Source organism: Paenibacillus sp. Leaf72 (assembly GCF_001422685.1).
In the GTDB taxonomy this organism is placed as follows: Bacteria; Bacillota; Bacilli; order Paenibacillales; family Paenibacillaceae; genus Pristimantibacillus.
In genome coordinates, this window is record NZ_LMLV01000001.1 from 79171 (window position 1) to 92102 (window position 12932).

Below are 12932 nucleotides of genomic sequence, written 5' to 3' on the forward strand. Positions count from 1 at the left end.
TCAAAGAGATGGGATCTGCATGAAAAAACAAACCGGCATTTTACTGATTGCCTCTCTATTCATGAGTTTCATGCTGCTAACGGGCTGCTGGAGCAAATACGAGCTGACCGAGCGCGGTTTTGTGATGGGCGTTGCCCTCGACGAAACGAAGGACGGAAAAATCGAAATGCTCACCCAAATTTATCGTCCCGCCTCCGTAGAAACCGGCAAATCCGCAACCACGCAAACGTCCAGCGTAAGCATTCATACGCAAGATGATACCGTAATGGAGGCGATACGCGATATTCCGATCCATTTGGGCCGTAAAGCCCAATGGAGCCATACGCGAGTCATTATCGTCGGTGAGAAGCTGGCGAGAAATCAGGATCTCGGAAAAACACTCGATATTTTTTATCGTGACCATGAACCGCGCAGCAGCGTCAAGCTGCTTATATCCAAAGGACCCGCTCACAAGCTGCTCGAGAAGCAGCCGCTCATTGAGCAGACGACAGCGCAGCAAATTCTTCGAACAGAAGAGTTCTCCTATCTCAATGCGGCGAAAACAATGGACACCTCCCTGCTCGATTTGCTTCTTCAACAGGAAAGCGCGCATCCAGACACGGTAATCTCCTATGTTTACAGAAATTCTAATCCGGAGCAGACGTTGTCCACAGCGGGGCTTGCCTTAATCAAGAACGGAAAAATGAAGAAGGTAATGCCTCCCGATAAGGTAGAGGGGCTGCTCGCTTTACGAAATGAATACCATTCCGGTGTGCTGGAGATTCCTTGCGAAGGCATGAAGGGCGAGAAAGAAACAGCGGAAGTGCTGGCTCTGCGTACAGCAAGCAAAGTAACAATGAAGGATGGAAATCCCATAGTCAGCTACCGAATTAAAGGGGAGCTAGCCATTACAGAGCTAAAATGCACAGCTATTGTTTCCAAAAAGGATGAGCAAGCCTTCCTCGAAAAATTTAGCGCTGCTCTATTGAGACAAACTTCAGCGACGTTAAAATTTTTGCAAAAAAATAAGCTGGAGGTTATCGGCATCGGCAACCAAATATACCGCCAGAGCCCGGGGGCGTGGCACAAGCTTCAGCCAGACTGGGATGAGCGCTTTGCGGAGCTGCCGATTGATGTGAAGGTAGAGTTTAAACTCGTTACGGGCGGGACGATGAACAGCAAACCTGCATCGTAGCAAGGCGGGAAGGATGATGTTGATGTGGGAGCGGGCACTGATTGCTACAGTTTTATTCGGGGGCATGCTGCTGTATGACAGCCTCACTCTACGCGGGAAGATGAAAGGCCCCGCAGTTTGGCTCTATTCATTTATTACAGCGGCATGCCTGTATATGAGTATAGATTATGTCTTGAACAAAGACTGGTTCGATTATTTCGACGTCGTTGAGCAGCTATTGGGCGGGCCTGCCAAACAGATTAGCAGCATGCTGGGGGTGAAAGGCTAGGTTGGGCGAGGAAAGGAGCAGAATCAGCTTGAATAAACAAAAGGTCAGTGCTTTTCAAATGGGCGTGCTTTTATTCGTATTCTTGACCGGCTCCTCGATTATTTTTGTGCCTGGCCCGCTGATTGGAAAAGCAGGTGCCGCCGCTTGGCTTTCCCTGCTGCTGTCTGGAGCGATCGGGTTTGGCATCCTAATGATGCTGCTGTATTTAAATCGCCGATTTCCCGGCCAGGATTACATTGATTACAGCCGCAAGATGATTGGCAACGTACTGACGGTGCTGTTAGGGCTGCTGACTATCTCGTATTTATTGCAAATGCAGGCAGCTATTGTTGTAGGCGTAGGCCAGTTCATGATTGGGGCGATGATGAGGGAAACACCGATGTACGCCTTTACTTCCCTTATTTTTATCATTTCTGCTGTGACGGCCCGCGCAGGAATAGAAGTGATTGCACGAATGTTCACTCTGATTATGCTATTAACATCCTTTTTCATTTTCATCGTACTGCTGTTTGCGATCCCTGAATACCGTCCTGAGCAGCTGCTTCCGCTGCTGCCTAAAGGACTGACGCCTGTAGCGGCTGGAGCTTATTATACGTTTGGCTTCCCGTTCTCCGAAGTATTTTTATTCGGCATGCTGCTGCCCTTCGCCGCAGGGCACAAGCTGAACAAGAAGCTGATGACGACGATGTCCATCTCCTTCGCAGCCAGCTTGCTAGTACTCTGCGCTGTGACGGTGTGTGCATTAATGGTATTCGGTCCGGTTGCAGGGGCGGGGCCCTATATGCTATTTTCCGTAGCCCGGCTTATTGAATTTCAGGAAATAATCCAACGCATTGAGTCCGTTATCGGCATGTCGCTCATTCTCGGCTCTTATATGAAAGCTACGCTTTCCCTCTATGTGCTCAGCCTCTTTATGGCCAAGCTTTGCGGCATAAAGGACAACAATGTCATCATTATGCCGCTGGCACTGGCGGGTTTTCTGATGGGGCTCGTCACTTATGACAGCAACACCCAGTGGGCTCGCATTGTCACAGAAATTCATCCGATATGGACGGGGCTGGTGCTGTTCGTTCCGCTGCTTGTGGTAATGGTTGTAGCAATGTTTCGCCCGACTAAGGCTTAGAGGAACGCAAAACTTCTTTGATATAACCCGCCAGCTCACTGGCTGCTTTCGCATGGGCTAATCTGCCGGGATGCTGTCTTGCGCCTAATGTGTCATCCGTCGTATTGGGAAGCTGAAAAATGGATACCTGCTTATCCCCTGTTTGCATCCGATAAGCATTTACAGCACGGTAGATAGCCGGCATCATCGGTTGACCCAGCATGCCGTAGGCCCATATGATAGGGGCATTTGGGTTATATTTTCTAATTTTGATTAGAAAGCTCACCGCTGCCTCCTCAATTGCCGCTAAATCCTCCTCGTCATACGTGCCATCAGCCTTTAACCGCTGTTTGTAAGCTTTGCCAGTAGCTGTATCTACCCATTCCGGAGAATGAAAAGCGCCGTCATCATTCGTTCCCAAATTCACGACGACGACATCCGGCTGCCAGGAGTCAAAATCATTTTTTTCGTGCGCGCCTAAAGCTTTATTGTTCTCCCCGGTAAGAAGACCGCAAACCTGTTCGTAATAATCAGGAAGATTGGCATGCGGGTTGTTATCCCAGCTCGTAAGTACGCCCCATCCGCTTTGTGAAAGGACACGGTAGTCAGCATTCAGCGCTTCCGCTGTCATCGCCGTATAATTGTCAATGGCGCTAAACCACATCGGAATCCAGTCCGTCTCCGCTTTCGCTCCGATGGTCCCTTCTCCAGAAGTAATGCTGTCGCCTATAAATTCGATGCGATAGGGTTTGGCTGCAATCGGTGTAAATTCACCGTCAAACTTCACAGCGTGAATCTGCAGGAGGCAGCCCGAATCCGCGCTCATCGCCTGTACATCCTTTACGATACGAACATTTTTAATGGCGGCCTTAGTCATGCCTCTAAAAATACAAATCCAGTACCTGCCCGCCGTTAACATTTGTCTGCTGACCGGCACACCGTTAATCAGGATGCTGATCCAAGGCTCATACTGGTCGTAATTCACCTCGACTTCAACCCAAAGCTCAGATCCTTGCGCATTTAATTCCACCGAGCTTCCCGTCCAAAATAACGTTAACGGATCAAGTTGGCCAGTCGTCCGGCCATGAACCTTAAGATGAGCGATTTCGGATAACGGATGTACCTTTAAGCGAACCACTTGTGGCATCACACACTCCTCCTCATTTCTATAAATTTTTTCGTAGATATCAATTTGATTATTGTGATTGTCCAAACCATCGCTGATTTTATGAAACCCATTCTTATTCCAAAATGAAGCCCCGTTATGGTTGCCAAGCTGAACACAAAGTCTGACTTTGTCTATGCACTGTTCTACCCATTCTTCTTCTAACAATTTCAATGCAAGCGTTCCGATTCCTGCCCCTTCATGCTCCTTATGAATAATAAGCAGTCCAATCCACGGATGATGATCATTAGGATTTTGCGGAAGATACGTCATAATTCCAACGCATTCGTTATTTTCAATCAAGTGAAACATTTTTTCGCCATGTTCGAGATTTTTCTTGTTTTCTTCCCTAATCTCTTCGTCCGTTTGGAGTCGTTTACCAAGGACTAAGAGATTAAACAGAGGCTGTGAATTCATAATCGCCTTTTGAATGTTTATACTTTCTGTCGAGAGCGGATCAGATACTAACTTTAAGTGAATCAGCTTCTACACCTTCTTTAGCTTAAAATAGAGCATATTCTCACGCTAGATTTTCCCATTTCGCCCACATCTCAGGCGGGTTCAATTCGTAAATTTCGTTTTCTCTGAACATGAATTGGTGCATGATAAATTCCCTGCGTATGGTGGCGAAATCTTCATGATAACTTTTAATGAATGCATTGATTTCCTTTTCGCTGTATTTGCGCCCGGTCTCAAGTCGAGACACTAGGTGCTCCAATACGATCAGCTTTTTCTTAAGCTGCGCGGGTACGTGCTTTAATTTATTGTCTAATGTGAAAAAGTTTTTAACGACAGACTGCTGAAGCCGCTTGTTTTTGTCATCCTCCAAAATATCCCCACCTCCTTTTACTTTTGTGTTTTTGTAAATTAACTCCGCAGCAGCAGTGGCACTACTTTTGATGAAGTAGTGATTTAAAGAAAAGAAGATCGTATTTTTATCTCTTCGCTCATTAATCAAGCTTGCTTCACGCAGCTTTGCAGCATGATGGGTTATCGTAGCTGGAGAGACACCTAGCTTTTCGGCTAAAACCTGGCCATTAAGCTCTCCTTCCGATAGCAAAATTAATAGTTTGATCCTGGTTGGATCTGCAAGCGCTTTATGGTAAGCGACTACTTTTTCCAATTGCATCTACTTCCACCTCCAGACCGAATGTCAGACGCGTCTTATTTAGCTCATATCTAATTTAATGATTATCTAATTAAATGATATCCTAATTAGATTCACAAAGTCAACAGGCTAGGACATTTATGTGAATCTTTTAGGCGGCCTGTTTTGCTTTTAGCTCTGATCGTTTACTATAAGAGTAGAATCCATTTCATAACCACAAATTAACCAACAGGTCGGAGGTACACTGCCGGATGAACATTCCTGAAGCCTTTATTAAGCCGTTTCCCGCTTATGAGGATGTTTTTTATGACGATATTGAAAAGCATCGCCAGCACTTTTTGCCCCTTTGCTCGATTCATTTAAAATGCATCGATCCCGAGCTTGATGAGTGGCTGCATATTATATCAGCCAAGGAAATTTATGATGGCTGTGTGGGTGACAGCACGAAAAACTACCATACCCTTTTCACGAAAGAAGATATGCTAGGTTTTGATGTAATAGATGGGAAATACAAATTTGAGGCAGACTGGAATTACTTCACCCTGCATCAGCAGGAGCATTCAGCAGACAGTGAAATCGATGAGGATTTGAAGGCTGCCTATGCGCAAAATGATTTGGATTATCATATCCGCAAGCAATTTTACCAAAACAATCAGAAGATTTACCCTTACTCCCGATTTAGCGAACAATTCACCTCTGCTGAGGAACTGCTAGCGGATTTTAACAAGAAGCAAGCGGATGGGTGGGGACTAAGCTATCCCGAAATTAATGGCATATGGGACGATATCGCGTTTATGTCCAATGAAGCCCAAGGATTTATGCAAAAATATAATGAATCGATAGAAGAGCTCCGCAAGTTTGAAAACACCAATCTATTTCATGTCCCCAAAAAAGCAAACGGGGAAGTCTTTGATTATATCGGCTCCTTAACCGGGTATTATTTTCAGGCTTATGGCGCGGATAATATATTTTTGTTCTATGATAAAGAGCTGCGCAAGGCTGTCATTTGTTTTGAATACACCTAAGCCAGCCCACTTCGTTCAGCAGCAAATGCGGCGACCTTCGCCTCCATCTGCTCTCTCGCATCAGCGAACTGCTTGTGTCGGTGGCCATTGGCTCCCGAAGGATGGGGAAATCCCCATAAGCAGCGCTTATCCTCTAGCGTATCCCCCAGTTCCTTGCTGCTAACAAGCTCTTTAAGCATCGTTTCCACCGTTTTGCCTAAAGGAATAATAAGCGGCTTATGCAACAGCTTTAGCTCAGCCTTAATAAATTTCAGCGCAAAATTATGCAGAAAAGCATTGCCGGCAAGCGGGGGCTTATGCCCCGTGTAGTTTTTCCCAGCTACAAATACCGGATATTTGAGCAGCGAAGTCGTATGCAGGAGCGGATTATTTTCAGCAAACAAAGCCTCGCTGTCTGGAAGTCCAAAATACTCCGGCAGCTTCAGGCTGTCCAGCATTTGCATCAGGTTGCGGCGCATCGCACCGGAAAATCTGGCGGCGATTTTGGCAGCTTTGCACACCTCGTCCGCCGATTTATTTTGCTCCAAAGCGAGCTTTGCCGTCCGGTAGGCCAGCTCCATCTGTGTCCAGCCGGGCGTGATGCCGACAATTAAAAGGCTCGCCGAGCTGTTCCGGTATTCATTATGCGGCGCGTAGAACATTTCAAGCTCTCCCTCACGGTCTATAAGCAAATCCGGAACGGGCAAATCAGCAGGCTCATATCGAGACTTCAGCGGCAGCGATTTAATAAACGGCTCATAGTGCAAATACTCAGTGGATAAAGACAATGGCAAACCTCTCCTCTCCATTCCGCTGTAACCCTCCTGCTTACTTCATCACCTTAAATGACACAGTTGTACCTTGGCCAGATACACTTTGAATAAACAAGCCTTGTCCATACATTTGCTTCAATCGCCGATCCACGTTTAGCAGCCCAATTCCCTGCTGCTCGCTGGAACTTCTATCCAATAGCTTATCCAATACCTCCGCATCCATGCCGACACCGTCGTCTATTATCGCAACCTCCACCTGATCATCGCGTTCGAACACTTGCACTGAAATACTTCCGCCCGCAGCACGCTTCATCACGCCATGCCTCACCGCATTTTCGACTAATGGCTGGATCGTCAACGGCGGAAGCATACTTTTCAGACTGGCCTCCACCTGCCAATGTAGCTGCAATTTATTGCCGAAGCGCTGCTGCTCAATATATAAATAGGAACGGACAAAATCCAGCTCCCGCTCCAGAGGAATCAGCTGCTCTGAATTTCTAAAATCAAAGCTCGACCGCAAGTAGTTGCTGAACTCCAAGAGCAGCACATGCATTTTGTCCAAATCAATTACACTCAGAGCCGCAATCGCATTCAACGAATTCAGTAAAAAATGGGGCTGGATTTGCGCCTGCAGCCAGGCCGCTTCCATACGAAGCCGCTCATTCATCGATCGATTCACATGGATTAAAGCCATTACCCGCGATTTCAGCTCCAGCGCATTAGACGGCTTCGTTACATAATCATTCGCTCCCGACTGGAAGCCTGCGGCAATATCCTCCGCCCGATTGCGTGCGGTCAACTGAAGAATCGGCAGCTCCGAGAGCGCATAACGCTCGCGAATGAGGCGCGTGAGCTCATATCCCGACATATGAGGCATCATAATATCGGTAATAACCAAATCCCACTTTCTCGAATCCAGCAGAGCTAGTGCTTCCTTGCCGCTTGTGAGCGACACAATGTCAAAATCTCGCACGCCAAGCATATTTTCGAGCACCTGCAAATTAACCGTGTCATCATCTACCACTAATATAGCTGGACGATCTTTCGCTTGGGTTGGTAGAGGCCTATCGCCAGTGTGCTCTAGCGATTGCTCCCCTAGATAGGCTGTGTTTGTGACATTGGCATCGGCATCGGCAGCGGCAGCGAGCATTTCCGCAGCTGGAACAGACGGCAGCAGCTCATGGTCATGGTCGCTACTCACTTCTACGGCAGCACCCATTTCTGCCAGCGGCAGCGTAAAAGTAAACATCGAGCCCTGCCCCGGCTGCGAACGGACCTCAAGCGTTCCGCCATGCAGCTCGACCAAATGCTTGCAAATGCTAAGTCCAAGCCCAATTCCGCCGCCAGGTGCAGCGGTCATGCCCGAATCTCCCTGCTCATACGGTTCAAAAATCGTGCGCTGCGTCTCCTCATCCATTCCCATGCCTGTATCGGCAATGCTTATGTACGCCATTCCCCCCTGCTGAACGGCATGAATCGCAATATGTCCTTCGCTCGTAAATTTAATCGCATTATGCAGCAGGTTAAACAAAATTTGAATGAGACGATTTTCATCCGCAAGGACATGGGGAAATACATCTGGAATCGTACTCGCGAGGCGAATAGGCTTGCCTTCCACCATATAATGGAGCATGTCGATTACGCCAGCAGCGACGCTCTGTACCTGCTGGCTGCCTCGATTCAGCCGAATACGCTGTTCTTTCAGTTGGGTCAAGTCTATCAGATCATTCAACATAAATGACATCCGGCGGCCGACCGTTAAAATAAGCTCCAATTGCTTCACGCTTTGATCACTGAGCGCCTGCTTGTCTCTATCCAGCACAATTTGCGTCATATTCAGCATGCCGTGCAGCGGATTTCGCAGCTCATGGGACGTGTTCGCCAGAAAATCATCCTTTTGCTTGTCCGCCTGCTGCAGCTCCTCGGATAACTGCTTCGACTGGGCGAAGGTATGAATGTATTGCTTAAACCAATACGCTACGAACCCGAGAAAAGAGACGACCAGATCGACTGGGTAGTAGGAGCTTTCTACGCCAATTGTATCCTTCGCAACGCTCCAAATGATATTGTTCGACATCGCAGCCACACCGAGCAGCAGCGCAATCGCATCCTTATCGCTTCTCATCGCGGTTCGCAAGGTGATGACCGGATTGACGAGGAAGGGAAGCAAAATATAAATACCGAGCAAGCCAGCTACCGCTAATACATAAGAGGCTGGCGCAAACAGCACATATACCGCAAACAACATGCCGAGCGATGTATACCAGCGAAAAATTCGCACATTCCGGTATTCGGTTAATAAGCGCTTCGTAAATTCCAGCATAAATATTGCAGCACCCATATAGGAAAGAAACTGGATCTTTAAGCTCCAATCATTGTTCATTGGCAGCCAGACCATCAGCAGCATATCATCCGATACTAGGAGCCAAAGTGCAGAGAAGAACATAGCGCCGGCGAAAAACAGCAACCCCCGCTGCCGCAAGCCAATAAAATACAAAATAAAAGCATACACGGTATGCAGTAAATAAATAATAACGACTATTATTTGCAAATGGAGGCTAACTGCCGTTTCCTTGCTTACCACTTTCTCCGTGCCAAATGAAATGAAGCCAAGAATGCCTCCCGAGCTCGCTGAATCATAGTTCGCGACTTGAATAGCAATATCGATCACTGGCTTGTCGGATATGAAGGACGCTGAATAAGGCACGTTGCGTGCTATGTAGCCTTCCTCCTCTGGTGCTGGCTGTCCTGCTTGAGCCACAAGCTCTCCGTCCACATACACGGCGGAAGCCGACGGAATGTTCTTCAAGCGGATGCCGTACGTTTGGCTTTTAACTGAATCGATGAATATACGCAGACGATACGTTCCGTAACCATACGCTGAATCCGCCTGCGGGGATAACACCGTATTCCAGTTTCCAGGCACCTGAATGAACGCCTGCCCTTTGGCTGCTTCCGCATTTTCTGGGCCGCGTATTCGTAATTGATGAGCATAAAATTCCCATTCGCCATCCAGCCTGATGGCCTCCGAGTCTGCCAGGTTATACCCCCGCAAATCCAATTGCCCTTGCACGATCGCAGGATGATCGGGAGGGAGGGTCATATAAATCCAAATTAAACGGATCGATATGAGCAGACAGAGGAACAGGCCGGTGACGAGAATTATTTTTCGTTTAGTTAGCATAATTTCACAGATATTCGACAGATTTTGCTGAATCCCTTCTCGTTAGCCTGCCTCCATTAGAATTACTTTTGACCTATTAATAAACAGCCGTTGTTCAATGAACCTTTACATCTGGAAGCAGCTTTTCATAAATGCTCCAGCCACTCGCTTCGCCTTTGTACGTATAACCACATTGCTTGTAGAAGCGGTTAAGCTTCTCATTGTTTGCGATACAATCCAGCTTGATCCGGTCTTTGCCGGAATACTGGATACCCCCTTCAACCCAAGCCATCATTTCGCTGCCAAGTCCCTTGCCGGAAAACTGACGATTAACGACTAACCGGTGCAAAAAGATCGCGCTTCCCTTGCCCACTTCCGTATCACCCCAAAGCTTACGATCCCATTCGCTAGGCTGCTGCTGTAAAATAACCGAGCCCGCGAGCCCCTCTTCCCCTGCTTTGCGAAACGCAAAAACCTCGCCACGCGCAATCGCTCCCGCAAGATTATGGCTATCCTCACCTTGAAGCAGGCCGCCCCACTGCGTGGAGCCCATGCTGCTAAGCCAGCGAGCCGTTTCCATAATCAGCTCACGTACCGCCTCCTCGTCCTCGGGACCCGCTTGAAAAGCATATATGTCGTCGTTAACGGACGGATTTAATATTTTTAAGCTTGCCATTGTGCACCTCGTTAGTAGAAATTTTTGTAGTTATAACTATGTACATGGAATAGGAGTTTACTATAACATAAGACGGTCAATGAATAAATTACTTATCCTTTTTGTCTGGCGTATCGTCTTTCTTCTCATCCTGTTTTTCAAGCTGCTCAGCAAATTGCTGTTCAATTTCCTCATTAATTTCTTTGATTTGCTGCTCGCTTAACTGATTGACTTTATTCAGTTCTGCCTCAATTTTAAAATCCTCTGCTTCTTCCTTGCCCATCAAACCTAAATGGCTTCTAATTTCCTGCAAATTTTTGTGGATGTGAAGGGTTTTGCGATAATTCAAAATCACTATAGCAAAAGTGATGCTCCAGATCAAAATCGCACCCATGGGCACCAAGCTTGAAAGGAGCAGTCCAATTAAGGTTAACACCACTATATAGAACATAAGCATTCACCTCAATTTCCTTTTGAATGTTAGTTTAACTTAATTTATATGCAGGAACTACCCCTTTCCTTACGGAGCAAAAAAAACGATAGCAGGCAAAAAGAGGCCACCGCCTCCTTCTGCCTGCTATCGTTCATCTTTATATTATGATGGCATGGAATACATAAACTATACGATCGTTTTATACTCGGTATTAACGGTAAACGTGTTCACGCCGGTATATTTGCCTGAAGCCGTTTCGGTTGTTTTCCCATTCGGGTACTCCACTTCAAACGTCACCGTATAGGGCACATCGATAACGCCCTGCAATAAAATAGCGGAAACCTCGATAGTTGCACCTGCTGGCAAAACGACTGGGACCTGCAGCGAAACCTCCTGGGACTCGTCTTGTGTCTTGGTTTCCGAATAGCTGCGCGAGCCCTCTACCGAGATTTTCACACCCGTATCGCCTACAAGCGGCAGCCCTGCTTTAAATTCAAGCGTTTCCGATACCTTGAGCCCTCTCTCCCATTTGAAATTATACGTATGGCTTTTGGAAAATTTCAATGTAACTTGCTGCGTTTGCTGAATATTCGAATGGTTGGTCACAAGCTGTTTGGCTGCTACGATCGGCACACTATTAATCACAATTGAGCTGTCCATTTGAAATTCCATTTTCTTGACCGTAATCTTCTTGCGATCGGGTACGAAAACCCATAATTCATTTATCTGACCGTGGCACCATTCCCACGTCACAAGCGAGTCGCCGCTTTTAAATGGGCCGTTGCCAGGAATATTGAGCTTCTGCTCCCAATCCACATAGCTGTTAATCGCATTGTGCGTTCCCGCAACATTGTCGTCACGCCATACCATGAGACCATTGACGTCCGCTTCTGTAACGAGCGCCTGATAAATCTTCGAGCCCTGAGTGGAGTCCTTTCTTCCAATGCACTTGCCCGTCGCTTTGTTAACGAGCGCATAGGCATTGTCATCTCCAGCGCGCACCTTTCTTTTTTCCCACAATTGATGTTCATTTCCGTACACCTGTGGCAATATCGTTATGCCTTCCCCACTCTCAGCCGCTGTAATAACAAGCAGCTTATTATCCGAAGTCCTCGCCTTAGAAACAATTACCTGATATTCAATTACATCCGCCATAACCTTCATCCACCTTCCACTCGATTTGATAAAGCTTCCCCGTAGTCATCTATTCAACGTTTGCAATCGTGGATGCTCGCAGCTCTTTGACTTCTTATCATTAGCTACATCTTGGAGTAGATCACTTAGAGGATCTAGCTACTACAGAATAAAGGTAGAATGTGTCAGGCGTATGGCAAAAAAATAGAAGGTATTAATTTTCATGATTGGTATAAAACTGGTACCCCGTTCTCCGCAAGGTACGAATTTCTCCTTCTTCTGGAGGCAAATGCAGCAGCGCCTGTCGCAAGCGTTTAATCGCATGATCCACAGCCCGGTCACTCCCATCATAGCCAATTCCCCATACCTGCTCGATCATTTGCTCCCGATTAAAAATTTGATTAGGATGCTCCATTAAAAAATGCAGCAGTGCAAAGTCTTTCGGCGTTATCGATAGACATACTTCATTCAAATAAACGCTTCTGTCGTTTAAATTGATTTTCAGACTGCCGTACTGGATCTGATTTCCCGCAATTAATGCATGCGTACCTCTGCGCAATACAGCTTGAATCCGTGCTACCACCTCCTGTGGCTCGAACGGCTTGGTGATGTAATCATCTGCGCCGCTGTTCAGCCCAGCCAGGCGGTCACCAATCTCCCCTTTAGCTGTGAGCATAATGACCGGACAGACGCTGCGCCGCCGTACTTCCTGCAGCACCTCCCAGCCATCCATTTCCGGCAGCATGACATCAAGCAAAATAAGCGCGGGCTGAAGCACGGCCAGCTTCTCCACCGCCTCTTTCCCTCGGTCAAAAATAATGCTCGCAAAGCCTGCCTTTCGTATATACGCCGCCAAAACGCGGGAAATAGCCGGCTCGTCTTCGACGATCATAATCGTTTGCAAGGTTAGGCCTCCTTGGGGGAGTAGGATTTCTTTTGGCAGCAATGGCAGG

12 protein-coding genes and 1 pseudogene are annotated in these 12932 nt (G+C 47.1%); 4 read left to right on the forward strand and 9 right to left on the reverse strand.

The features are described from left to right. The first annotated feature begins 19 nt into the window (after window positions 1-19). The 3 genes from ASF12_RS00345 to ASF12_RS00355 are packed head-to-tail and all read left to right on the forward strand — an operon-like array spanning window position 20 to window position 2565. Window positions 20-1174 carry a Ger(x)C family spore germination protein gene (locus ASF12_RS00345; RefSeq protein ID WP_056028229.1) on the forward strand — a complete coding sequence of 385 codons (1155 nt, stop codon included), beginning with the start codon at window positions 20-22 and terminating at the stop codon, window positions 1172-1174. 13 nt (window positions 1175-1187) lie between these two features. Then, entirely contained in the window at window positions 1188-1442 is a 255-nt protein-coding gene (locus tag ASF12_RS00350) for a hypothetical protein (protein ID WP_155972681.1), read from the forward strand. Window positions 1443-1470: 28 nt separating this feature from the next. Then, complete coding sequence (locus ASF12_RS00355) at window positions 1471-2565, forward strand: GerAB/ArcD/ProY family transporter (RefSeq protein WP_056032591.1); 1095 nt, start codon at window positions 1471-1473, stop codon at window positions 2563-2565. Here ASF12_RS00355 and ASF12_RS00360 read toward each other — a convergent pair. The 3 genes and pseudogenes from ASF12_RS00360 to ASF12_RS00365 form a co-directional block, all read right to left on the reverse strand. Continuing rightward, window positions 2555-3691, reverse strand: a complete 1137-nt coding sequence (locus tag ASF12_RS00360) for an SGNH/GDSL hydrolase family protein (protein ID WP_056032594.1) — start codon at window positions 3689-3691, stop codon at window positions 2555-2557. The genes ASF12_RS00355 and ASF12_RS00360 overlap by 11 nt on opposite strands. Window positions 3692-3787: 96 nt before the next feature. Beyond that, window positions 3788-4126: pseudogene (locus ASF12_RS36445) on the reverse strand (GNAT family N-acetyltransferase); the annotation flags it as partial. Between the two features lie 103 nt (window positions 4127-4229). Next, the gene (locus tag ASF12_RS00365; RefSeq protein ID WP_056028235.1) at window positions 4230-4838 is read right to left on the reverse strand and encodes a DUF2087 domain-containing protein; all 609 of its coding nucleotides are present in this window, start codon (window positions 4836-4838) and stop codon (window positions 4230-4232) included. Window positions 4839-5068: 230 nt separating this feature from the next. Here ASF12_RS00365 and ASF12_RS00370 point away from each other — a divergent pair, with 230 nt between their 5' ends. Continuing rightward, window positions 5069-5842: a hypothetical protein gene (locus tag ASF12_RS00370; RefSeq protein WP_056028238.1), complete on the forward strand. Its 774-nt coding sequence runs from the start codon at window positions 5069-5071 to the stop codon at window positions 5840-5842. Here ASF12_RS00370 and ASF12_RS00375 read toward each other — a convergent pair. The 6 genes from ASF12_RS00375 to ASF12_RS00400 form a co-directional block, all read right to left on the reverse strand. Continuing rightward, window positions 5839-6609 carry a uracil-DNA glycosylase family protein gene (locus ASF12_RS00375; protein WP_155972684.1) on the reverse strand — a complete coding sequence of 257 codons (771 nt, stop codon included), beginning with the start codon at window positions 6607-6609 and terminating at the stop codon, window positions 5839-5841. The two genes, ASF12_RS00370 and ASF12_RS00375, sit on opposite strands and share 4 nt — an antisense overlap. A 40-nt stretch (window positions 6610-6649) precedes the next feature. Next, a complete protein-coding gene (locus ASF12_RS00380; protein ID WP_056028243.1) occupies window positions 6650-9778 on the reverse strand; it encodes a hybrid sensor histidine kinase/response regulator in 3129 nt (1042 codons plus the stop codon). Window positions 9779-9872: 94 nt separating this feature from the next. Then, window positions 9873-10433 carry a GNAT family N-acetyltransferase gene (locus ASF12_RS00385; protein WP_056028247.1) on the reverse strand — a complete coding sequence of 187 codons (561 nt, stop codon included), beginning with the start codon at window positions 10431-10433 and terminating at the stop codon, window positions 9873-9875. An 88-nt stretch (window positions 10434-10521) separates the two neighbouring features. Beyond that, on the reverse strand, window positions 10522-10863 hold the full coding sequence (locus tag ASF12_RS00390; protein ID WP_155972687.1) for a hypothetical protein: 342 nt from the start codon (window positions 10861-10863) through the stop codon (window positions 10522-10524). A gap of 168 nt (window positions 10864-11031) precedes the next feature. Beyond that, window positions 11032-12000 carry an ETX/MTX2 family pore-forming toxin gene (locus tag ASF12_RS00395; protein WP_056028252.1) on the reverse strand — a complete coding sequence of 323 codons (969 nt, stop codon included), beginning with the start codon at window positions 11998-12000 and terminating at the stop codon, window positions 11032-11034. 193 nt (window positions 12001-12193) lie between these two features. After that, window positions 12194-12883, reverse strand: coding sequence for a response regulator transcription factor (locus tag ASF12_RS00400; protein ID WP_056028255.1), 690 nt, complete (start codon window positions 12881-12883; stop codon window positions 12194-12196). Window positions 12884-12932 lie beyond the last annotated feature (49 nt).

Bases quoted from the DNA above. Each gene is read 5' to 3' on its own strand.
- ASF12_RS00345 (WP_056028229.1), top strand. From the start codon at position 20: ATGAAAAAACAAACCGGCATTTTACTGATTGCCTCTCTATTCATGAGT.
- ASF12_RS00350 (WP_155972681.1), top strand. From the start codon at position 1,188: ATGATGTTGATGTGGGAGCGGGCACTGATTGCTACAGTTTTATTCGGG.
- ASF12_RS00360 (WP_056032594.1), bottom strand. From the start codon at position 3,691: ATGCCACAAGTGGTTCGCTTAAAGGTACATCCGTTATCCGAAATCGCT.
- ASF12_RS00365 (WP_056028235.1), bottom strand. From the start codon at position 4,838: ATGCAATTGGAAAAAGTAGTCGCTTACCATAAAGCGCTTGCAGATCCA.
- ASF12_RS00370 (WP_056028238.1), top strand. From the start codon at position 5,069: ATGAACATTCCTGAAGCCTTTATTAAGCCGTTTCCCGCTTATGAGGAT.
- ASF12_RS00380 (WP_056028243.1), bottom strand. From the start codon at position 9,778: ATGCTAACTAAACGAAAAATAATTCTCGTCACCGGCCTGTTCCTCTGT.
- ASF12_RS00385 (WP_056028247.1), bottom strand. From the start codon at position 10,433: ATGGCAAGCTTAAAAATATTAAATCCGTCCGTTAACGACGACATATAT.
- ASF12_RS00390 (WP_155972687.1), bottom strand. From the start codon at position 10,863: ATGTTCTATATAGTGGTGTTAACCTTAATTGGACTGCTCCTTTCAAGC.
- ASF12_RS00395 (WP_056028252.1), bottom strand. From the start codon at position 12,000: ATGGCGGATGTAATTGAATATCAGGTAATTGTTTCTAAGGCGAGGACT.